At 51.3% G+C, this 21629-nt stretch carries 20 protein-coding genes; 7 read left to right on the plus strand and 13 right to left on the minus strand.

The window, feature by feature from the left end; all coding sequences use genetic code 11:
• Positions 1-177 precede the first annotated feature (177 nt).
• From pdhA to lpdA, 4 genes are read left to right on the plus strand one after another with little or no spacing between them, the layout of a single operon-like run.
• Entirely contained in the window at positions 178-1254 is a 1077-nt protein-coding gene (gene pdhA, locus NZD86_RS20505; protein WP_268043917.1) for a pyruvate dehydrogenase (acetyl-transferring) E1 component subunit alpha, read from the plus strand.
• A gap of 1 nt (position 1255) precedes the next feature.
• Positions 1256-2236, plus strand: a complete 981-nt coding sequence (locus NZD86_RS20510; protein ID WP_268043918.1) for an alpha-ketoacid dehydrogenase subunit beta — start codon at positions 1256-1258, stop codon at positions 2234-2236.
• Positions 2237-2254: 18 nt separating this feature from the next.
• The gene (locus NZD86_RS20515; RefSeq protein ID WP_268043919.1) at positions 2255-3562 is read left to right on the plus strand and encodes a dihydrolipoamide acetyltransferase family protein; all 1308 of its coding nucleotides are present in this window, start codon (positions 2255-2257) and stop codon (positions 3560-3562) included.
• Between the two features lie 3 nt (positions 3563-3565).
• On the plus strand, positions 3566-4978 hold the full coding sequence (gene lpdA / locus NZD86_RS20520) for a dihydrolipoyl dehydrogenase (RefSeq protein WP_268043920.1): 1413 nt from the start codon (positions 3566-3568) through the stop codon (positions 4976-4978).
• 115 nt (positions 4979-5093) lie between these two features.
• Here the strand turns inward: lpdA and NZD86_RS20525 are convergent, their stop codons facing one another.
• The 5 genes from NZD86_RS20525 to NZD86_RS20545 all read right to left on the minus strand — a co-directional run bounded on the left by NZD86_RS20525 (position 5094) and on the right by NZD86_RS20545 (position 9822).
• Positions 5094-6743 (minus strand): sensor domain-containing protein, encoded by a 1650-nt coding sequence (locus NZD86_RS20525; RefSeq protein WP_268043921.1) that lies wholly within the window; start codon positions 6741-6743, stop codon positions 5094-5096.
• A gap of 258 nt (positions 6744-7001) precedes the next feature.
• On the minus strand, positions 7002-7538 hold the full coding sequence (locus NZD86_RS20530; protein WP_268043922.1) for a DinB family protein: 537 nt from the start codon (positions 7536-7538) through the stop codon (positions 7002-7004).
• Between the two features lie 37 nt (positions 7539-7575).
• The gene (locus NZD86_RS20535; protein WP_268043923.1) at positions 7576-8295 is read right to left on the minus strand and encodes an HAD family hydrolase; all 720 of its coding nucleotides are present in this window, start codon (positions 8293-8295) and stop codon (positions 7576-7578) included.
• A 13-nt stretch (positions 8296-8308) separates the two neighbouring features.
• Positions 8309-8773 carry a tRNA (uridine(34)/cytosine(34)/5-carboxymethylaminomethyluridine(34)-2'-O)-methyltransferase TrmL gene (trmL, locus tag NZD86_RS20540; protein ID WP_268043924.1) on the minus strand — a complete coding sequence of 155 codons (465 nt, stop codon included), beginning with the start codon at positions 8771-8773 and terminating at the stop codon, positions 8309-8311.
• 74 nt (positions 8774-8847) lie between these two features.
• Positions 8848-9822 (minus strand): amidase domain-containing protein, encoded by a 975-nt coding sequence (locus NZD86_RS20545; protein WP_268043925.1) that lies wholly within the window; start codon positions 9820-9822, stop codon positions 8848-8850.
• 163 nt (positions 9823-9985) lie between these two features.
• Between NZD86_RS20545 and NZD86_RS20550 the strand changes: the two genes are divergently transcribed.
• The 3 genes from NZD86_RS20550 (at position 9986) to NZD86_RS20560 (ending at position 13407) form a co-directional block, all read left to right on the plus strand.
• On the plus strand, positions 9986-10732 hold the full coding sequence (locus tag NZD86_RS20550; RefSeq protein WP_268046983.1) for an IclR family transcriptional regulator: 747 nt from the start codon (positions 9986-9988) through the stop codon (positions 10730-10732).
• A gap of 80 nt (positions 10733-10812) precedes the next feature.
• On the plus strand, positions 10813-11898 hold the full coding sequence (locus tag NZD86_RS20555) for an isocitrate/isopropylmalate family dehydrogenase (RefSeq protein WP_268043926.1): 1086 nt from the start codon (positions 10813-10815) through the stop codon (positions 11896-11898).
• A 162-nt stretch (positions 11899-12060) separates the two neighbouring features.
• Complete coding sequence (locus NZD86_RS20560) at positions 12061-13407, plus strand: phosphotransferase (RefSeq protein WP_268043927.1); 1347 nt, start codon at positions 12061-12063, stop codon at positions 13405-13407.
• On the opposite strand, the gene NZD86_RS20565 is transcribed toward NZD86_RS20560, so the two are convergent.
• The 8 genes from NZD86_RS20565 to NZD86_RS20600 form a co-directional block, all read right to left on the minus strand.
• Positions 13387-13899 carry a methylated-DNA--[protein]-cysteine S-methyltransferase gene (locus NZD86_RS20565; RefSeq protein ID WP_268043928.1) on the minus strand — a complete coding sequence of 171 codons (513 nt, stop codon included), beginning with the start codon at positions 13897-13899 and terminating at the stop codon, positions 13387-13389. The two genes, NZD86_RS20560 and NZD86_RS20565, sit on opposite strands and share 21 nt — an antisense overlap.
• Positions 13900-13915: 16 nt before the next feature.
• Entirely contained in the window at positions 13916-15073 is a 1158-nt protein-coding gene (gene queG, locus NZD86_RS20570; protein WP_268043929.1) for a tRNA epoxyqueuosine(34) reductase QueG, read from the minus strand.
• Positions 15070-15501 carry a ribonuclease HI gene (rnhA, locus tag NZD86_RS20575; protein ID WP_268046985.1) on the minus strand — a complete coding sequence of 144 codons (432 nt, stop codon included), beginning with the start codon at positions 15499-15501 and terminating at the stop codon, positions 15070-15072. Before rnhA ends, queG begins: the two co-directional genes overlap by 4 nt.
• Before the next feature lie 292 nt (positions 15502-15793).
• Entirely contained in the window at positions 15794-16951 is a 1158-nt protein-coding gene (locus NZD86_RS20580) for a GerAB/ArcD/ProY family transporter (protein ID WP_268043930.1), read from the minus strand.
• Positions 16948-18756, minus strand: a complete 1809-nt coding sequence (locus NZD86_RS20585; RefSeq protein WP_268043931.1) for a spore germination protein — start codon at positions 18754-18756, stop codon at positions 16948-16950. The genes NZD86_RS20580 and NZD86_RS20585 overlap by 4 nt, the downstream gene beginning before the upstream one ends.
• A gap of 104 nt (positions 18757-18860) precedes the next feature.
• Positions 18861-19469: a DUF2140 family protein gene (locus NZD86_RS20590; RefSeq protein WP_268043932.1), complete on the minus strand. Its 609-nt coding sequence runs from the start codon at positions 19467-19469 to the stop codon at positions 18861-18863.
• Positions 19470-19520: 51 nt separating this feature from the next.
• Positions 19521-20168, minus strand: a complete 648-nt coding sequence (gene nth, locus NZD86_RS20595) for an endonuclease III (RefSeq protein ID WP_268043933.1) — start codon at positions 20166-20168, stop codon at positions 19521-19523.
• Positions 20165-21616 carry a bifunctional metallophosphatase/5'-nucleotidase gene (locus tag NZD86_RS20600; RefSeq protein WP_268043934.1) on the minus strand — a complete coding sequence of 484 codons (1452 nt, stop codon included), beginning with the start codon at positions 21614-21616 and terminating at the stop codon, positions 20165-20167. The genes nth and NZD86_RS20600 overlap by 4 nt, the downstream gene beginning before the upstream one ends.
• Positions 21617-21629: the final 13 nt, after the last annotated feature.

Below are 21629 nucleotides of genomic sequence, written 5' to 3' on the forward strand. Positions count from 1 at the left end.
TTATTCTATAACAGTAAATGTGGTGATCCATAAAAGTGATTCGCACACTTGCTTATTGTGTATTATAATATTTGTTGGACTGTATCACTACCCGCGTGTTCTTCTATTTTGCCGGCTTTCGGCGAATACATAAACACGCCTGTCAAACGGAAAAAGTTTTCGGAATGAGGTGACGAAATGAGCAAAACGGTCGCAGAACACTCAGTTTCGTACGTTCAAGTCCTGGACGAAAACGGTAAAGTGACAAACAAAGATCTCGTGCCGGATTTGAAAGACGAACAATTACGTGAACTGATGTCCCGCATGGTTTTTACACGCATTTTAGATCAACGTGCTATCAAACTCACTCGTCAAGGACGTTTAGGGTTTTACGCGCCGGTCGCTGGGCAAGAGGCTTCTATGATCGGGAGCGAGTTTGCGACAACAAAAGAAGACTTCATCGTCCCGGGTTACCGTGACCTTCCACAATGTGTGTATCACGGATATCCGCTAGAGAAGCTGTTCCTCTACTCGCGAGGTCATCAAGAAGGTGGCCGAGTGCCAGAGGATGTCAACGTGATGATGCCGCAAATTATCATCGGTGCTCAAATTGTTCAGACACCAGGTATCGCCCTCGCCTTCAAACTACGCGGTGAAAAGCGGGTTGCCGTTACCTACACTGGCGACGGCGGAACATCCCAGGGCGACTTCTATGAAGGCATGAACTTCGCTGGTGCAATGCAACTGCCGGCGGTCTTCTTTGTTCAAAACAACCAATACGCAATTTCCGTACCGCGCGAAAAACAGACAGCTGCCGAAACACTGGCCCAAAAGGCTATCGCGGCTGGTATTCGCGGCGTCCAAGTCGATGGTATGGATATTCTCGGCGTGTACACGGTCATGCACGAAGCGGTTGAACGTGCGCGTAACGGTGAGGGTCCGACGATGATCGAGGCCGTCACATTCCGCTACGGTCCGCACACCATGTCCGGTGACGATCCGACACGGTACCGCACCAAAGAGACTGAAAGCACATGGGAAAAGCGCGATCCCCTTATCCGCTTCCGCACCTATCTGGAAGAAAAGGGTCTCTGGTCTCAAGAAGAAGAAGAGAAAGTGATTGAACAAGCGAAAGACACCATTACTGAGGCGCTGAAAAAGGCCGACTCCGCAGCCAAGATGAAGCTGACAGACCTCATTGATGTGATGTTCGAGGAACCTACCATCGAACTGAAGCGCCAACGTGCCGAGATCACTGGCGAGGGGGCGAACTGACATGGCACAATTGACAATGATCCAAGCCATCACGCAAGCACTCGACCTAGAGCTTGCCCGTGATGAAAAAGTTCTCTGTTTCGGCGAAGACGTAGGCCACAATGGCGGCGTTTTCCGCGCCACGGAAGGTTTGCAGAAAAAATACGGTGAGCAGCGCGTATTCGATACACCGCTCGCCGAAAGCGGTATTATCGGTCTGGCCAACGGCCTCGCTGTTCAAGGTTTCCGACCGGTTCCTGAAATTCAGTTCTTCGGTTTTGTATTCGAAGCATTCGACCAAATTGCGAGCCAAATCGCGCGTCTGCGCTACCGTTCAGGTGGACGCTATTCTGCACCAGTAACCATTCGCTCACCATTTGGTGGCGGCGTCCGTACACCGGAGTTGCACTCTGACAGCCTGGAAGGCTTGTTCTTGCAAACACCAGGTATCAAGGTCGTCATTCCAAGCACGCCATACGATGCGAAGGGACTTCTCTTGTCCGCCATTCGCGACAACGATCCGGTCATTTTCCTGGAACATATGCGCCTGTATCGTTCCTTCCGTCAAGAGGTACCGGAAGACGACTACACCATCCCGCTTGGCAAGGCCAACGTGGTTCGCGAGGGCAAGGACGTCACCATCATCACCTACGGTGCAATGGTTGGCGTTTCCCAGAAAGCTGCAGACCAATGGGCAAAAGACAAGGGCTTGGAAGCGGAAGTCATCGACTTGCGTACCATCAGCCCAATTGACATCGAAACAATCTCTGAGTCCATTAAAAAGACTGGCCGCGCGATTGTCGTCCAAGAGGCGCAGCGTACGGCGGGTGCTGGTGCCGAGATCGTTGCGCAAATCAATGAAAATGTCATCTTCCACTTGGAGGCGCCTGTTCTGCGCGCTACGCCGCCAGACACCGTCTATCCATACGGCTTGATCGAAGACGAGTGGCTTCCAACGCCACAGTTCATCGTGGATGCATTGAATAAGGTGACAAGTCTGTAAACCCTGGAGGTGAATTGAATGGCACTGTTTGAATTCGCACTACCCGAACTCGGTGAAGGTCTGCACGAAGGACGTATCAGCAAATGGCTGGTTAAACCAGGCGACAAGATTCAAGAAGACGATGCTGTCGCTGAAGTTGAAAACGACAAATCCCTAGTTGAGTTGCCTTCCCCGGTCAGTGGGACCATCAAGGAACTGAAGGTCTCGGAAGGAACAACGTCTGTCGTCGGTGACATCTTGCTGACGGTTGAGGTCGAGGGCGACATCCCGGAACACGCCAAGGCGCAGCAGGCGGAAGCCCAGGCTGCACACGGTGGCGCTGAGTCTGAAACACAGGCTGAAGAAGCACCAAAGCAAGAAACAAAACAGGAAGCACCTGCAGCAACTGGCACTGACAAGACCGTCAAGAGCGCCGCACACGAAGTCCTGGCTACACCGGGGGTTCGCAAATACGCGCGCGAGCAGGGCGTTGACATCACAGCTGTAACTGGGACCGGGAATAACGGTAAAGTCACCAAAGGTGATATCGATCAGTTCCTAGCAGGCGGTGCACAACCCGCAGCGGCTGATCAACCCGATGCTGATGCACCCGCTGCGAAAAAGACAACCCAGGTAACTGGAGACGAAGTCGAAGAACGCGTAGCCTTACCGATGATTCGCCAAGCCATTGCCCGTGCCATGGTCAAGAGCAAGTACACGGCTCCGCACGTCACCATCATGGACGAAGTCGATGTCACGGAACTCGTGAAACTTCGCAAAGAAGTCAAACCGCTGGCTGAAGAACGCGGTGTCAAGATCACCTATCTTCCATTCATCGTCAAGGCACTCGTTGCCGCTCTACGTCAACGTCCGCAACTGAACTCGGAATACGACGAAGAGAAGCAGGAACTTATCCTCAAGCATTACTACCATATCGGTATTGCAACAGATACGGATAGAGGTCTGTTGGTTCCAGTCGTGCGCCATGCAGACAGAAAGAACATGTGGAACATCGCGGAGGAAATTAACGACTTGGCAACCCGCGGACGGGCCGGCAAGCTTGCTCCAAATGAAATGAAGGGGAGTACCATCTCCATCACGAATATTGGATCAGCGGGTGGCATGTTCTTCACGCCGATTATCAACTACCCAGAGGTAGCTATTCTCGGCGTCGGTCGTATTACCGAAAAACCCATTATCAAAAATGGTGAATTTGCTGTGGGCCAGATCATGTCGCTTGCGTTGAGCTTTGACCACCGCATCATTGACGGTGCGCTTGGCCAACACTTCCTCAACGATATCAAGCGTCTGTTGGAAAACCCGCGTCTGTTACTCCTGGAGGTGTAATTCATGGTCGTTGGCGAGATGTTAGAAGAAGTTGAAGTTCTAGTAATCGGTGCAGGCCCTGGTGGCTACGTTGCAGCCATTCGTGCGGCACAGCTCGGCAAATCAGTCACTATCGTCGACAAGGCAGAACTTGGCGGCGTGTGCTTGAACCGCGGTTGTATCCCATCGAAAGCGCTCATCTCTGCTGCACATCAATATGAAAGTGCGCATGAGTCAGCTTTCCCAGGCATCGAGACCACCGCTAAGTTGGACTACAAAAAAGTTCAAGAATGGAAGCAATCCGTTGTCAATAAGATGACAGGCGGTGTTACCTCTCTGCTTAAGGGTAACAAGGTGACGGTCATCGATGGTGAAGCATTCTTCACCAAGCCGGACGAGATCCGTGTCATGCACGAGAATGGTGGACAACGTATCAAGTTTGGGCAGTGTATTTTGGCGACGGGATCGCGTCCAATCGAAATTAAATCGTTGCCATTTGGCAAACGCGTTCTCTCCTCCACAGAAGCATTGGAGCTGGACGAAGTACCGAAGAGTCTCGTCATCGTAGGCGGTGGCTATATCGGAATGGAATTGGGTCAAACATTTGCGAAGTTTGGCTCGAAAGTGACTGTCATCGAGGGTACCGACAGCATCCTGCCGCTGTTCGACAAACAAATGACGCGTTTGGTTGAACGCAACCTCAAGAAATACGAAGTTGACATCCAAACGAACGCCATGGCCAAGGGCGTTGAAGAAACGGATACCGGTGTCAAGCTGACGTACACAAACAAAGCCGGTGAAGAACAAGTCATCGAAGCTGAGTACTTGCTCGTCACCGTCGGTCGTCGTCCAAACACAGACGAACTCGGCCTCCAAGACGCGAACATTGAGCTCGGTGAAAAGGGCCTGATCAAGGTGGACGCGCAATGCCGTACGACCAACCCGAACGTTTACGCCATCGGCGACATCGTTCCAGGTGCTGCACTTGCTCACAAAGCATCTTACGAAGGCAAGGTTGCCGCTGAAGCCATTGCTGGCATGCCAAGTGTTGTCGACTACCGTTGTATCCCATCGGTTGTCTTCTCCGACCCTGAGATGGCATCCGTTGGCCTCAGCGAAGACGAAGCGAAGAAGGAATACACCAGCGTTTCCGTGGGCCGTTTCCCATACGCTGCAAACGGTCGCGCAACTGCACTTAACCAGGATGCCGGTTTCGTGAAGCTCATTGCGGACAAAGAAACGGGTGTACTCGTTGGCGCGCAAGTCGTTGGTTATGAAGCATCGAACTTGATAGCCGAGCTTGGCCTCGCGATTGAAATGAGTGCGACGCTCGAAGACATTGCGTTGACCATCCACGCGCACCCGACTCTCGGTGAAATGGTCATGGAAGCCGCTGAAGTCGGCCTCGGATCGCCAATTCACATCATCACCCGCTAAGCGGAGTCGTTCGCCACAGCTGGTAAACAAACAGGACGGGCAGCTGCCCGTCCTGTTTGTTCATGCGATTGACAAGTATGGATCAAAATACGGTTCTTACAGACAAGGACTGGATTCAATCCAACGCAGAGGCGACGTAGTATTTGTTACCGCCGTTTTGCTTTGCTTGATACATGGCACCGTCCGCTGATACCAACAGTGTCTTTGTATCCCTTTGAAGTGGATAGAACGAAACACCTATACTTGTTGTCAGTCTAATCGTGTGGCCGTGCCATTCCCAAGGAGTTCGAACCGCATCCACAATTCGATCAGCTACTTTCAACACTTCCTCTTGTGACGACACGTCCTCAAGCAAAACCGCAAACTCGTCTCCACCAAGCCTGGCTACGGTCCCAAGACCGTCGACACTTTCCTGAACTGTGTAAGCGAAAAATTTTAGAACATGATCACCTGCATCGTGCCCGAATGTGTCATTAATTGTTTTGAACTTATCACAATCGAGAAAAAGAACCGCTAATTTCGTACCGTCACGGTCTGCACTTAAAACGGCCTGCTGTAGCTGTTGCCTAAACATGCGGCGATTTGGTAAGTCGGTCAAAGAATCATGGTAAGCTAAGTATTCCATACGCCTTTTTGCCACTTGTCGCTCTGTTACGTCTCGCGAAACGGAAATCATCTTTTGCACATCTCCATTCATGTCCGAGACCGGAACAAATAGAGATTCTACGTAAATGTAATCGTCGCGGGAAATATTATGCTTTAGATATTCCACCCGTTCCGTTTTTTGTGACTTGGTTGCCCGAGTGAAAGCCTCCGCGACTCTTTTCCGATCCTGTTCATGCACCACGACTGTCCCAAGTTGACCCGTATACCAGTCGGGCGATACACCCAGTACCCGTTCATATGATGGTGACGCGTACTTCACAATTCCATCCTTGTCGAGCACAGCCACGAGGTCCGTCATATTCTCCGTGATCAACCGGAACTTTTCCTCGCTGTCTTGAAGTAGTCTCTGGTATTTGACTTGCTCGGAAATATTTCTCTCGGCGATGATGATGCCATCGACATCACCAGACCGATTCCTTATGGGAGAAATGTTCAGGGACACATCGAACAGTACCCCACCCTTTGTAATTCGTTTCGTGTGGAATGACTCGATATGCTCCCCATCGATCACCCGTCGATACAACTGCGTCGCTTCATCACGAAGATGGTCTGGAATGCTAGGTAGAAGCGAATAAGCAATCAGTTCCTCGTGTGCCCATCCATGTTCAACTCGGTACTGGTAGTTTTCCATCTGTACACGCCCCGACAAATCCAACAGAACAATACTATCGGGCGTTTGCATAAACAGCGCATGGAACATCTGATTTTTTGTATCTAATTGAGTCAGAAGACTTTCCTCAATAGAAATATCCTTTGCAACCGCTATGATGTAATGACATCTTCCATCCGAGTGAATCGGAGTCGCCGTTACTTCACTGATTGCGTCGTTAAGATGCGGATTGCTATCTTCAAAAGTAACAGGTTTCAGAGATGATACAACAGACTCATATTGGCTGATGAGGTACCGTGCATAACCGGATGGATAAACATCCTCGATCAACCGTCCGATATGATCTTCATTCACACTTCCAACCTTGTAGGCAACCCGATTTGCATAGGCGTATCGGTACTGAGAACCCGATTCGACTTTTACGATCACCACCACATCGGAAATCGTCTCAAAGACCGGCTTGTACATATCTAAGTCCAATGTAAACAAAGCACGATGACCCCCACTGCACTAACATACTCCATCCTAAAAATGAAACCGCCCTGCAAACACTTACATCGAGCTAATTATAGGGGCACAGGACAAGCGATGGAAGTCGTAACAAGAGGGTCAATGCAAATTTTTCGCCCCGAGTTCCAATTGTTCCATAAACTCACTACTCACCCACCTACAGAAACTCGTCTGGCCTGTACGATATACTCTTTGGGCCAGATTTTATGTTTATTACAGTGTTCCTGACCTTAGTCGCTACCCTCGGAAATCGCTGCCACGACCGGATCGGACAAATGTGATATAGTCCACGGAAACACCTGTGTACCCCTGCTGCCGAAGCATGGCTGTGATGTTTCCCAAGTGATATGTTCCGTGATTGACTAGATGCGTGATGATATCCTGGAGGAGTGTTTGAAATACCTCACCCTTTGAGTTGTGATACTCGACCTCGCACGTTGGTTCTATGACTGTTGTAAATGATACAAGGTCACGGAATATCGCCTCAAATCTCTGTCCCATATCGCCGATATCGAGTCCGTCCAGTGGTTCATCCGTCGTTGGTTTCGTATGTCTCTCCCCGCTAGCTTTCTCACTGGCCCAGACAGAATTCTTCACTCTGCCCACCCACAGCTCGTCCGCAGAGAGAATGTGAAGAAGTGCATGGAGAACTGTTGGAAACACACTCTGAATCGGCTCCGTGATGACCGCTTGTGGGAGCTCCTTGAGACGCGCCAACGTTTGTTCAATCGACCATTGATGGTATATGACAGGACCGCGCAGATTTTCGCTCATATCAACACCACATTTCATGTTATTTAGACACTATCCGTCAAATTGATACTGTTGGGAGTGACTTTACATAGTCAAGAACTTCACTCAACGTCCCCTGTTGGTCGAAATCGAATGTCCCGAGATTTCTGTCGATCACATAGTCAGTCACCAAAAAAGTATGCATGCCCACGTAACCGGCTGCCCCGTCTTCCTGGACATCATTTCCGAACATCATGCACTCACTTGGTGCCGCCCCGACCTTTTCTGCAACCTCTAAGTAATACTTTGGGTTTGGTTTGCAGAAATGGCTGTTTTCCATTGTCGTAACCAACTCAAACGCGACATCATCGATTTCAGCCCACCGCATGCGAGCATTCGTCGCAATGTCCGGGAAGATGGGATTTGTCGCAAGGACCACCCGGTATCCTTTAGCTGTCGCTGTTCGACATATTTCCCGCGCAATTTTTGTCGGGTGTGTCAAATGCCGTAGTTCCTCAAATGTCGTCCGGTAGAATTGCTCGAAAATTGGCCATACTCTTGATTCATCGTCGACGTTGCCGCCAAACAGTGCACGCCGAAACTTTTCCATGTTAGTCAGTTGAGGAGACTCGTTTTCCACAACTTTTTGTGTCGCATCAAGTATCCAGGCAGTCACAGCAGTCGGTTCGTAGTGATCGACAAGCGTCGGGACTAGACGCTCAAAGTACCCTTGCATAAATGGATGGACGTCAAATGGAAGAAGTGTTCCGTCCAAATCAAACAGCAGTGTATTGATCACGGGAAGTCACCTCCTAAACCATATTCGGAAACCCTTGTTGACGCAGAGCCTCAAATGTGACGATGGCAACTGCGTTGGACAAGTTAAGGCTTCGTGCATGTGCGTTGTTGAGCATGGGGATCCGAATCACTTCATCCTGGTGTTCCTCCAGCAACGTTTGTGGTAGACCCTTCGTTTCTTTTCCGAAGACAAGAAAATCGTCTGGCCCGTAGTGAACGTCCGTGTACCACTGCCCGGCTTGGGTTTCGATGTAGTGAAACCTGCCTTCGGGGAATGCACTCCACAGGTCTTCAATGGAGTCATGGTATGTAATATCGAGTAAGGACCAATAATCTAAGCCGGCGCGTTTTAGTTGTCGATCGTCAGTGGAGAACCCGAGTGGTCGAACCAGATGCAAAGCGGATCCCGTCACTGCACATGTGCGAGAAATATTGCCTGTATTCGATGGGATCTCGGGTTCCACGAGAACAATGTGCATAGCCTAACCTCCAAGCATTCTGATGCGATATCAGTGTAGCATTTTCCGTGTCGCAGCAGAATCTTGGAGGACAATCACTTCGACTGAAGATCGTCCGGCATGTGGACAAAGGCGTAGCGTGTTTGTTCTGTCCAGGCTCGACTGTCATAGTAGGTGTATGGGCGGCGAAAGCTGGGATCGGTATGTGCATTGACAAGCGGATCGCCAAGGTCATCAAAATCAGTGACAATCGTCGAGTGGTGGTACGTGCCAGTGCCATTCCAATCGTAGAAAATCAAATCGCCAATTTTGAGCTCACTAGGCTTTTGCACGAGTGTGGCACCGACGGTTTTTCTTAAGTATTTGTAGAGTGCATGGGAAGTGGCCCAACTATAGCTCCAGGATTCACCCTTACCTTTACCTGTAATTATCCACCAGCCTTTAGCCCGGTTCCCGTGGCCCGTCATGGGTAAACCGCCCGCATGGAGGCATTGAGAAATGAAGTTGGTACAGTCATCACTGCTTATTTTCGGATATCTGGGATTGAACTGATCCCACCATACGTCAGCGTAGCGGCTGGCTCTGATCCTGTCATATGACGCTCTACGCCAGGGCACACTCGGCATACGGACAGGAACGTCCACTTCCGCTTCTCGATCCTCACTCTCAAAAGAATAACCGTCACTTGTTTCGTCTGCTTTGGTGAGAACCCAGGCGTGATCGAGATAACGCCATACTTGGCGATGAACAATCAAACGACATTCGACCGCTGGTTCCTGTTTATCGTTATACGCCCAGCAAATTTCTTCGATAGCAGTCACATGCGCCGTTTCCTTGTCTGGAGTTGTGTTCACTTCCAGCACTTTCACGTTTGTGTGCGCGCGACCCAGCCGCTTCCCCTGAGCAGCGTACGCACTTCGTTTCCGTTCCGCCTGGTGAACCATATGGCACAGCCACTTGGGGTGGGATTCGCTTGCGACAATGTCTTGAAACGAAGAGGGTTCCGAATTCAACCAATTCTTTGTACGCATGTCAAAGTAGTGGCGAACCGCTTCAATACAGGATTTCATCGCGCTACACCTCCTTTTCGATACACCATCCTATGACAGGTGCCGTGACCTGTGCATAAAGACCGGCATAACTCATGCTTCACGGGGTGAAGTGTGTTATACTACGCTCTGGAGCGCTGTTCTGCATGACGAAACAGAGGGGGAGCCACTGTTGGCGGACAACATGACGACCACATCTACTACGGTCCGCGCGGTCGAAAGAGCGCTTGAGATCTTACTCTGTTTTGCCAAATCGCCGCGGGAGTTGAGTCTCAGTGAGATTGCTCGCGAGGTAGGGTTGCACAAGAGCACGGCGCACCGCCTGTTGCTATCGTTACAAAGCAAGGGATTTGTTCGGAGACAGACGGGATCGGAAAAGTACATATTGGGTTGGAGCGTACTGGAACTGCTCGGCAACGTCTACTTGTCCGATGAACTAACGACACTAGCGTTGCCAGAAATGACGAAGCTGCGAGATGAAACGGGCGAAACGATAAGCTTGTATATTCGCTCCGGCATCGAGCGCATTCGAATTCAAGCTGTTGAAAGTAACGAACCGATACGCAATGTTGTGGCCATCGGGAAAACTTACCCATTGTACGTCGGAGCCTCCGGCAAAGTTCTATTGGCGTTCGCAGACGAGGCCGTTGTGCAAGAAGTTTTGACGCGAGAGCAAATTCCGTCAGACTTCAGCCGTGAATTGCAACTGCAGTTGGACAAAATACGTGTAGACGGATATGCAGTCAGCATCCAAGAACGAGACGCTGGTGCGGCAGCAATGGCTGCGCCCGTGTTCGGCAGGAACGATGAATGTATTGCGGCATTATCCATCTCAGGTCCAGTCTCTCGGTTTACAACTGACAAGATGCATCAGTATGTCGATGCACTGTGTACGGCTGCTGCGTGGTTGACCAAGATGCTCTCCCACTAAGTCCTGAGGATTGGACTTAGCTGTACACAAGGAAGAACAGCTCAAGTGGAGTACTTAAGATTGAGGTAGAGGTGAACGGAATGTCTAAACCGACCATCGTCGTGATGGAAGGCGATCAAACAGGCCAGGAATTGCTCGAACAAGCGCTGCGCGTACTGTCACCGGAAGTAACCGGGTACGATCTCGCTTTTCAGCGGTTCGACTTAAGCTTAGAAAATCGCCGAAAGACGAACAACCAAATCGTTTTTGACGCTGCAGCCGCAATGCGGGAAAGCGGGTTGGGTCTGAAAGCTGCCACCATCACACCTGAAACAAAAGGTGACGTGGGTAGTCCGAACGCCATTCTGAGAAAGGAAATCAACGGTACGGTCATTGTCCGTACAGGCCGCCGCATTCCGGGTATTGCTCCGCCGGTCGGTGTTTACTCTCCGATTTCCGTTGTCCGCATGGCGGTCGACGATGCATACGGTGCGAAGGAATGGCGTGAAGGCGCCGATGGCGACGAATACGCGTTTCGGACTGAAAAAATTTCTCGATCCGTTTGTAAGGGCGTCGCAAAGTATGCATTCCAGCACGCGAAAAAGTTGAACGCCAAAGTATTCGGTGGACCAAAGTTCACAGTCAGCCCGATTTACGAGGGCATGTTAAAAGAAGAAATGGACGAAGCTGCAAAGCAGTATCCTGACGTGCAATACGAACCGCAACTGATTGATGCAACGTATGCGCTCTTATTGGTCAAGGCCGGCGAGCCGCTCGTCATTCCTGCTCTGAACCGTGACGGCGACTGCCTGTCAGATCTCGTACTTCAAATGTTTGGCTCAATCGCTGGTGCTGAGTCCATGTTACTGGCATTGGACGACAATTTCCATCCAAATGTCATCATGGCAGAAGCTCCACACGGAACTGCGCCAAGTCTATTCGGTAAGAACGTCGCCAATCCGATGGCCATGATTCTCGCTGGCGCAGCGTTGCTTGGCTACCACGATGACAGCCATGCACACACGGTTTCTCGGGCAATTTACGAAAGTACACTTGAGGCTGTCATGAGCGGAACGAGAACGTCCGATCTCGGCGGAAGCTCGACGACCACTGAGTTCACGGAGGACATCATCAATCGTGTCCGCACTAAACTGGAAGTCTGGAGCACTTTCGGAGAAACAATGTAAGCGAATTTCACGAACAGCCCAAGGTGAAAGGATTCCCTTGGGCTGTTCACTGTTTTCGGAGAGCCTTTGAGATTGTCCAACCGTACCTAAAAGGGCTATCGCCCATGCACACCATGCATTCGTTGAATAGGCTAACATCATCAAGTAAGTCAGGTGATGAAAATGGCAAAGCGACAGCGCATGCCCGACTGGTTGGAACTCCTATATTCGGAATTCACAAAGCCCCCCTATTTCCTGCAGAAACAATTCGAGTTGAAAACAGCTTCGAATAAGCAGTCGCGAACTCACGACGATGATAAAAATACAGAGGCACATGGTTCCAGCGGGGATCGCAGCACAACCCTACCGACCGCGTCTGGATCACCGAATGATTCGGCTCATTCGTCCAAGCGAAAATCGGTATCCAACACATCCCCTTATGTGAAGGAGGCTGAAGTTCACCGTATAACTGGTACGAACAATGCGCGATACGGGAGAGCACCGTCCGCGTCACGATCTCTGACCATGCAAATTCCGCAGCCCGTTCTTGAACGATTTCCATTTCAAGTGGAGCGCAAGGAACAACTCTCCGGCGTGCTACGCGTCCATACAACAGACGGCAAACGCTACGCCGTGAAGCGAACACAATTGGCCATGCCACACGTGCGCTTCATTCATCGAGCTTTAAACTTCTCCCAAAAACAGGGTTTTACTCGATACAGCCGTTTTTTACTGACAGCAAAAAAGGCTCCTGGTCTCATGTACGACGGAAACGTGTACTATGCGACAGAGTGGGTTGACGGTCAACCTGCGAATTTTGCATTGGCAGAACATGTTGCACAGACAGCTTACGCGTTAGCACAGTTTCACGAAGCGACACGTGGCTTCTCGTCAGACAAGTTCACACCCAGTCCGGTATTTGACTTGTTCAGTATGACACAGCAGCGTAACCGGGACTTGCGCCAGTTGCTGACACGCTCAGAGGCAAAAGAGGATAAGGACGCCTTTGACACATTGTTTGTATCACTAAAATCGCAGTTGCAGAACGATGCAGCGGAAAGTCTTCAACTGCTTCAACGCAGCGAATGTGTGGCGTTTTTGCAGAGCGACGAGGCCCAGCCAGGTATCTGCCACTTGGATGTGATACCTGGAAACTGCCTCTATGGACCCGACCATCATGTTCATCTAATTGATTTCGAACTGTCTGCATTCGCGCCCCGGGCACTCGACATCGCGCACCTATTGCGGCGAAGCCTTCAATTGACGAACTGGAACGGCGACATGGCTTATGCTTGCTTTCTCCATTTTAATGCCGTCAAAAGCATGCCCAAGGTGGAATACCAACTGGTGCAGGCCCTACTGAAGTTCCCATATCGTGCTTGGCGTCTAGCCCATACCAGGTATCACTATTTCGCCGATGGGGCACAAACAACTGAGCTTCAAGCTTATGCTCAACAAGAGGAACGTCGTCAACATTTTTTGCGATCATTATCCGATCAAGTTCAAGGCCTATCCATTGACAATGGCTGACGGCCTTTCAATGTTGAGCAGTTGTTCCTTGATGTCTGTCGCACTCCCCGCGTAGCCGACGAGTGCCCCGCTGGAACCGATGACGCGATGACAAGGGATGACGACCGCGATGCCATTGGCTCGGTTGGCCTGGCCAACGGCACGGACAGCCAAGGGTTTGCCGATATGCGTTGCCACGTCACGGTACGACCATGTCTCTCCATACGGAATTTGGCAAAGCGCATCCCACACCGCTCGTTGAAACGATGTGCCTTCAACAACGAGCGGAAGGGAGAATTCTTGAAGGTCTCCACTCAAGTAGTCAGTCAGTTGCCGCTCCGCTGCATCGGCGTACGCCTGTGCAGTCGGTCCCGACTTGTGCGCGGAAACAAACTCCTGAAGTTCGGGTGATATAGCCCAAGCGGCATAGGTCAAGCCTCGTTCGCACGTGATCAAATGAAAGTCACCTAAACGAGTGTGCAGCGTTCGGAAGGATAATTCCTCGACCTTCATTCTCATTACTCTTCCATCAACGGCGCCCATAGCACGCACTCACTCCATTTCTCAACTCTTCAATCACCGCTTCGTCCTCTTCCTTGTCTAAGGCAGTCTTCAGTGCTTCATATGCTGCTTGGCCTCCGATTTGGCCGAGTGCCCAGGCGGCACTGATCCGAAGTTCGACTCGATTGTGTTGAAGAAAGGTTGCGATATCCGGTACGGCTCCTTGATTTCCTGCATTGCCAAGCGCAATGAGCGCATTTCGTTGCAGTGTGCGCAATCCTCTCCACGCCATAGAGGTATGTCCATATAGCCTCGTGAATTGCCGATTGGAAAGATGTAGGATCTCAAGTAAATCCGGATATGCCAATTCGCTGGTCGGTCCAAACACACTTAACCTTGAACGATCCACGTTTCGATTTTCCGGACAAGCCCACTGGCAGACATCACAGCCCCACACCCGTCGCCCAAGTTTCGTCCTGAACTCGGATGGAATGACACCCTTCATTTGTGTAATATACGACAGGCATCGCGTTGCGTCGATAACGCCCGGTGCGATAATTGCGCCAGTTGGACAAGCAGTCAAACAAAGATTACAGGTTCCGCATTTATATCCGATCAGTGGCTTGACTGCCCTCGGTACATCAATCGCTATGTCCACGAGCATTGCACCCAGGAATACAAAAGACCCGTAGCGATCGCTATAGAACATGCTATTCTTACCGATCCAACCGAGTCCAGCCCGCTCTGCCATGCGCCGATCCACCAGCGGTGACGTATCAACGGACAGCTTTGCATCGATGGAATGTCCTACTTCGGCTTCCATTGCTTTATGCAATTCATGGAGCAGACGACTAAGAACGGTGTGGTAATCTACCCCGTACGTGTAGCAAGATGCCTGTCCGTGTTGTCGGCCTCTGGGGTGTGATCGGGCCGTGCTTATGCCTTCCTCAGTCAAATAAGGCAACGTCGCGACAATAATGCTGTTCGCTCCGGGCATCCATAGTTTGGGGTTGATCCGTTGTTCAATATCGGATGCCTCAAAGCCCGTCCGCCCACGCTGTTCATACGCCTCAAGCCACGGAATGAGTTCTGGGAAGGGCGATGCATCAGTTACACCGATTTCCTGTAGTCCTATTTTTTCCGCAAGTTGCTCCAGGCGTTCAAGTGTCACCGTACTGCTCGTCATTTGGGAATGGCCGCCCTAGCCAGTTCGTCGCAACGCTCGTTCCATGCCACGCCGGCGTGTCCTTTTACTTTCTTCATGTCAACTTTGTGTGGCTCCATGGCGGCGATAAGTGCCTCCCACAAGTCTCGGTTCTGAACGGCATCTCCCTTGCTGTTTCGCCAGCCGTTCTTCTGCCAATTCACATACCACTTTTGCTTAAAACAGTTGACGACATAGGCGGAATCAGAATGGAGTGTGACTTTGCATGGTTCTTTTAGTGTCTTGAGTGCCTCTACGGCAGCCGTTATCTCCATCCGCTGATTTGTCGTGTGGCGCTCACCGCCGGAAATTTCTTTGATATGTTCCCCATATTTTAAAACAGCGGCCCATCCTCCAGGACCAGGATTCCTAGAGCATGCGCCGTCCGTGTAAACGACAACCTCTTTGATATCTTCCACGGGTGCGTTGTCTCCTCCATTCGACAGAGAATGTAAAGCAATGCAGATCCCCCGCATTGTCCACAGCATATAACGGGGGCACCATTTGGTCAAACTGCTCCCTCCAGGTAAGTCCGTCTAGGTAAGCATGCGCCACAATGAAGCACCACTGAAGCAAAGGGAAATGACGGCTAGAAGAGCAACCGATGCTGCGGCTGAAGTATGGTGCCTTTTGGATAGCCAGCGCGTGAACGAAAGCGTGTAAATGAAAATGAGCACTGGGATGATCATGGCAGTGAGAAATTTAAACATTTTGCAGTTTCCCTCTCCTTCTTCTTGAGCCGTCGGGACGAGATCGATTGCCTTTTACCTTCTGACCGAGCATCCCAACTAGGACAATCGCCAGCGGCAAAGCGAACACAACTAACCATCCCCAACGCATGAGATATTTCGCGTCCAAGTTGATCACTTCGATCCAATTTTCCAACCACATGCCCAGTGAAAACGAAATGAGCGATAAGGCAGGAATGCCAGGGCGGTAACTGGGCCAACCGAATGCTTTGCCAATCAGGTACGCGGCGCCCCACAACGTAACCGCCATTTTCACGGTCGCTGAAGTGACCCAAAGAAATATGAACACACTCTCGACCCTTTGGAAAAATGGTCCAAGGTGAATCACTCGAGCGAGCCGGTACATTGCAAATGACGACTGTCCCGTTTCCACTGCGGGAAAGACCATCAGATACGTCAAAACCAGCGCCGTGAGCAGGGCGGTCGATCCGATGATGCTCACAAATCCAATCTGACGCATTTTCTTGGCAGCGTCATGCACGTGTGGGTACACAATTGTAAGCAACAACACATTTGCGAAAATCGAACTATATTGAAGCGATCCGGAGAGTATCCGCGGAACCCCGGTTCCCCAAAGGGGAAACAAGTACGTAAAGTGCCACCAATTCATTGTTGCTACGCATAGCCCCAAAGTTCCAACGAGCAGTATTGGGAGAAAAATGTAGGCCGTCCGGCAAATGCCCTCCAACCCAGCGTAAGCAATGTAGCCAACGGCAAACATAAAGACAGCGCCCACAAGGAGAATGGGTGTTGCGGGCAAGACCGTGCTCACCACATTTTCTGTAAACTCTCGAACAACCGCAGCTGTGGAGCAGAGAAAGTAAACAGCGAACACCACCGCCACGACGGCTGCACCGACACGGCCAAACACCTCTTTTGAAACCTCGACAATGTCCAGATTCCGGAAATAACGTCTGAAAATTTTCTCGACAATGAGAAACAAAACTAATGTCCCAATCCCAGAAATGACTGTCTCCATCCATGCTGCTTCGTAGGCCGATCGGCTGATATATCGCGGGTAAGTTAAGAAAGCATTGGTGGTGACAAAAATCATCAGCATAGCGGTCAATTCGTTCGCTTTCACTTTCGCCTTCGCCTGTTGATTCCTCATTTACTCTTGTCACCTTTCTTTCTCAAACCCGGCCGCTTCGTCGACTTAGCGCTCCACGGGCGTGTCACAGGTTGCTGACGCCAACTACGCAAGGTATGTAGAAATTCTGGGCGCTTGTTCATTGCGAACACTGGGCCGCGCAAGAGAACGTCTTTGGAACTTTTATAATTCGGGGCAATGGGAGCCATGACCGGAACGCCGAACGATTTCAACATCGTAAGACGCACAACGTAGACGCACAACAAAATGGCGATTCCGTAGAACCCGAGCGTTGCGGCACCGACGAGAAAGACAAACCGCATTATTCGGACGGCCATACTGAGGTTGTAGTTTGGTATCGTAAAACTTGCGAGTGCAGTTGTCGCTACGATAATGACCAACAGTGGACTGACAATCCCCGCCTGGACGGCGGCCTGGCCGATGATCAAAGCACCTACGATGCCAATCGTCGGCCCAATGACACTGGGAATCCGAATCCCCGCCTCACGTATGAGTTCGATGGCGAATTCCATGAGGAGAATCTCCACGATGACCGGAAACGGGACTTGCTCGCGGCTTCCAGCGATAGCAAGCATTAAGTCAGTCGGGATCATTTCGGGCTGGTAATTTGTTATCGCGACATAGAGAGCTGGCATTAGCAAGGCGACAAACAGTGCAAACCCGCGCAGACAGCGGATAAATGTCCCTGCAGGGTAACGGAGGTTTGCGTCTTCTGACGTATGAATGAGTGACCACAGCACCACAGGTACAATGAGTGCATACGGACTGTTCCCCACAAAAATGGCCACATATCCTTCGGCTAATGATGCGGCAACCCGATCCGGCCGCTCCGTAGACATCGTTTGCGGGATCAGCATTTTCGGTTGATCCTCGATAAACTGTTCTAATACACCGCTATCCTGTAAGTAGTCCACATCAATAGCCTGGATCCGGCGACGAACCTCGCGAACCAACTTTGGGTTTGTGACGCCGTGAATGTACATGACCGCGACATCGGTGCGTGCCAAGTTCCCCACGCTCAGCATCTCCGTCACTAAGTGCTCACTGCGCAGCCTCGCACGCACAAGACCCGTATTTGCGCGGAAACTTTCCGTAAACGCGTCGTGTGCCCCGCGTACGACCGCTTCTGTCTGCGGTGTATTGACGGAGCGGTGTTCCCACCCTTTCGTTTCCACGACCAAGGCAGCATTACAACCATCCAGCATGACCACCGTCGATCCAGTAAGGACAGCTGCCACAACCTGTGACCACTTCTCAACCATGTCCGATTGGTTTCCAGGTACAAGTGTTTCGGAGATATACTCAATTTTCCGTTTCGGGTCCTCGTCGACCAAGTGGGTCAGCAGCATGAGGGGCTCAAGGATAAAGCTATTGATAGTGGTTTTATCCGCCATACCGTCGACAAAAACGGCGAGACCCGGCCATGGGCGCTGTGTGTCGACGCCCACCTTAAATTCACGTACGACAATATCCTTGTTTTGCGGAAGGTGAAAAAACCGTTCAAGCCGCGCTTTCATCTCGTCAATGTCCACTGGAAGTTCTTCGTCTTGACCCGTATGAGCCTTACGAACTGCATCGTCGTAAACCTCTGCTCCCTTTCGAACGTATTCTTGTAGGGACATCGGTCGGCGGGAATCGATCTTGTTCTCCGCGCTCGTGAAGTTCACTTCTTCCGACTGGGGCTTGTCGCCCTCTTCTTGATAGCTTGTATCACTCTCGTCGTCATCTAATGTAAATTCGTCTTCCAGGCCCGACTCCTCAACGGTGACCAAGCGCTTTAACATTGATCCGAGTGTGCTCTGCACCAGTGTATCCCCCCGCTCCTAGAATCTCCCTTAGCGTGCTACACTAGAGCAGAGGTTATGCTCAGTCCTCCATATATGCAGATTGTTTGCTCACTTATAACGGGTTAGGACGCGGATCCGCTGTTCATGAGTGCCTTGGGAACCATTGTGATTTCTAGGCTCAGCTGCTGTGTTTGAGCTGAATAGCCAATGATTCGGACACCGTACGGGTTCTGGGGGCGCTTAGTGAGGTTGAGTTGCAGCGTTTGGTGTGGTACGTCCAGTCCGATCCAGTCGGGCCAAGGTAAATGTTTTAGCATCAAGAACAGCAGGCTGTTCGGCACGGGAACTTGGCCCATTGCGGCACTTTTCACCTGCAAATACAGGTTGCCACCCACGACCGTCGGTACCAGCACGAGATGAAACGGTACCACTTTATCCATCAACTTGACGCCGAGATCGCAATTCCATGTCGATGCAAATTGGATGTGTGCATAATCGAGTACCTTATGCACATCGGCCTGTTGCGACAGAGCGTAGTCCATGTATGTGTTGATGGCATCTTGACCGAGTACCAATTGAACAGAGGTGGTCTGCCCCGGTGCTTGCTGTTGTTCAATTTGCTTAACGCGAGGGGAATTTGCCGCCGGAAAGGTGTCGAGTAAAATCAACCCGCCGGCAAATACAAGAATGTTCAACGAAAGTAAAATGATAAAGCCGCGTTTCCACCACATCCCTTGAACCCCCTTCGTGATATCGCAAACCTGCAGCGAGATTTGATGGCGTCATGCTTTGTGGTGGCGTCGATAATATTGACAATGTGAAGTGATGGGACACGCCTCACATTTTGGTTTCCTCGCTGCGCAAATCTGCCTGCCATGGTGAATCAACCAGTGGTGCGCCTGCGACCACATGTCCTTCGGCACTCTTCGACAGATGAGCTGTTCTGTCTCGTCTGGACTGTCACTGTTTGCGAGACCGATGCGGTTTGAGACGCGGAGGACGTGCGTGTCCACTGCGAGCGCCGGAATGTCAAATGCATTCGATAAGACGACATTTGCCGTTTTCCGACCAACGCCAGGAAGAGACATGAGCGCCTCTCGATCCGCCGGCACAACACCACCGTATTTCTCCAACAGGAGTTGACTGGCCGCAATGATGTTTTGGGCTTTGTTGCGGAATAGGCCAACATCCCGAATGTCCTCTTGAAGTTCCTCCGGCGACACGGAAGCGAAATCTTCTGGCCCGTGATACTTTTTGAACAACCACTCCGTGACGATGTTCACGCGAACATCCGTACACTGAGCGGACAACATCGTGGCAATGAGCAGTTCGAAAGGTGTCGTAAAGTTGAGCGCACAGCGGGCATCCGGGTATCGATCCCGCAGTTTTTCCATCACTTCGACGGTTTCTCGTTTTGTCATCAGCGTCATTGTAGTCTCTCTCCCTCTGCACGCCTGCCAGGCCGGACATAGCGCCGTGTCTTCGCTCGCGCTAGGCGCCCTTCATCGTGCAGACGAGCGAAGAGGACCTCTCGTACGAGCGGCGGCTGATATGAGATGTCTCGCGCCTGGCGAAACGGTGCGAAGACAGGCGACAGCCACAGATACTCACAGGTGATGACACGGTAGATTGTATCGGGATCGATGGGCTGATCTTGGACCCTGATCTCGCTTACAAACAGCTCACCGTCATCGCCGTTCGACAGAACAATCGTCGCTCCTGAGACGACTAAGTAACCAATTTGTCCGCCTCGAAAACCGAAACCGATGCCGCGTCGCGCATATGTCTCGCGCTCGATCCCCTGACGAAGCACATCATAGATCTCGCTACCTTTCAGGCCAACGACAATAGGACGTGTCGGCGTGGGACACGCACCCAAGAGGTGCTCTAACTGAATTGGCCCAGGCAACAGGCTGGCATTCAATGCCCCCGTCATCATTAGACTAAAGTCGCCGGGAAACTCGTCGTAGAGGACGTCCGCCAACAGATTGGCAAAAACCGACTCATCGTCGTAGTCAACGGGGAGTCGCTCGGGCAACGCTGCGGCCTGCCGGTGCAATACAGACTGAACTTGCGGCATATGCGCCTCGTAGGCCGCTAACATGGCTTCGTCGTAGGGCGTATCCAGATGCACTGGAACCGCTCGAGAGACGACGTCTGTTACCCGGCGGCTCGCATCCAGGGTCAACGTCGTGTGGCCGAATACGCGCGCGTGTTTGCCCGGTTGAAAAATGGCGGTCCCGCGTGTCCATTCAGCGGCCTTCATGAACTGGTGCGTGTGGCCACCGAGGATGACATCGATGCCGTCGACTTGATTGGCCATGGCGTGATCGGCATTGAGGCCCAGGTGTGACAAACAGACGACAATGTCACAGTCCTCAGCTTGCAGGCGAGCGACTATGTCCTGTGCTCGCTGGTACGGGTCCTCCGCATGGACTTTCAACATATCGTAGGGAAGTCGGTAATTTGGCGTAACCCCGAACACGCCGACGCGTACACCTTGGACTTCGTATATGTGATAGTCATGGAAAAAGTGGAACGGCACATTCGTACTCTGTTTGAGATTCGTTCCGAAAACGATGGTGTGAGCCCGCTCCGCCAAGATGGGCCAATCGGCAACTGGAATCGTCAACCCTTCATTGTTCCCGAAGACCCAACCATCCACGCCAAGCTTCGCACACATATCGGCATTGATCACGCCCATCGAGGCTTCCGTCTCGGGACGAACTCGGTCGAGTAAATCGCCGAGATCGAACGTGAGTACTACGTGCCCAGCAGCTTGAAGAGAAGATCGCAACGATCTCAATTGCCATCCGAGCCGCATGTAACTCTCCAGTTGACTGTGAACATCATTTACATGTAGTAGGTGGATTTGCACAACTTCACCTCAC

Source organism: Alicyclobacillus dauci (assembly GCF_026651605.1).
GTDB classification, from domain to species: Bacteria; Bacillota; Bacilli; order Alicyclobacillales; family Alicyclobacillaceae; genus Alicyclobacillus; species Alicyclobacillus dauci.

What these genes read in the sequence shown, in the direction of transcription:
- pdhA (WP_268043917.1), top strand. Translation starts at nt 178, where the DNA reads ATGAGCAAAACGGTCGCAGAACACTCAGTTTCGTACGTTCAAGTCCTG.
- NZD86_RS20510 (WP_268043918.1), top strand. Translation starts at nt 1,256, where the DNA reads ATGGCACAATTGACAATGATCCAAGCCATCACGCAAGCACTCGACCTA.
- NZD86_RS20515 (WP_268043919.1), top strand. Translation starts at nt 2,255, where the DNA reads ATGGCACTGTTTGAATTCGCACTACCCGAACTCGGTGAAGGTCTGCAC.
- lpdA (WP_268043920.1), top strand. Translation starts at nt 3,566, where the DNA reads ATGGTCGTTGGCGAGATGTTAGAAGAAGTTGAAGTTCTAGTAATCGGT.
- NZD86_RS20530 (WP_268043922.1), bottom strand. Translation starts at nt 7,538, where the DNA reads ATGAGCGAAAATCTGCGCGGTCCTGTCATATACCATCAATGGTCGATT.
- trmL (WP_268043924.1), bottom strand. Translation starts at nt 8,773, where the DNA reads ATGCACATTGTTCTCGTGGAACCCGAGATCCCATCGAATACAGGCAAT.
- NZD86_RS20545 (WP_268043925.1), bottom strand. Translation starts at nt 9,822, where the DNA reads ATGAAATCCTGTATTGAAGCGGTTCGCCACTACTTTGACATGCGTACA.
- NZD86_RS20550 (WP_268046983.1), top strand. Translation starts at nt 9,986, where the DNA reads ATGACGACCACATCTACTACGGTCCGCGCGGTCGAAAGAGCGCTTGAG.
- NZD86_RS20555 (WP_268043926.1), top strand. Translation starts at nt 10,813, where the DNA reads ATGTCTAAACCGACCATCGTCGTGATGGAAGGCGATCAAACAGGCCAG.
- NZD86_RS20560 (WP_268043927.1), top strand. Translation starts at nt 12,061, where the DNA reads ATGGCAAAGCGACAGCGCATGCCCGACTGGTTGGAACTCCTATATTCG.
- NZD86_RS20565 (WP_268043928.1), bottom strand. Translation starts at nt 13,899, where the DNA reads ATGAAGGTCGAGGAATTATCCTTCCGAACGCTGCACACTCGTTTAGGT.
- queG (WP_268043929.1), bottom strand. Translation starts at nt 15,073, where the DNA reads ATGACGAGCAGTACGGTGACACTTGAACGCCTGGAGCAACTTGCGGAA.
- NZD86_RS20580 (WP_268043930.1), bottom strand. Translation starts at nt 16,951, where the DNA reads ATGAGGAATCAACAGGCGAAGGCGAAAGTGAAAGCGAACGAATTGACC.
- NZD86_RS20590 (WP_268043932.1), bottom strand. Translation starts at nt 19,469, where the DNA reads ATGTGGTGGAAACGCGGCTTTATCATTTTACTTTCGTTGAACATTCTT.
- nth (WP_268043933.1), bottom strand. Translation starts at nt 20,168, where the DNA reads ATGACGCTGATGACAAAACGAGAAACCGTCGAAGTGATGGAAAAACTG.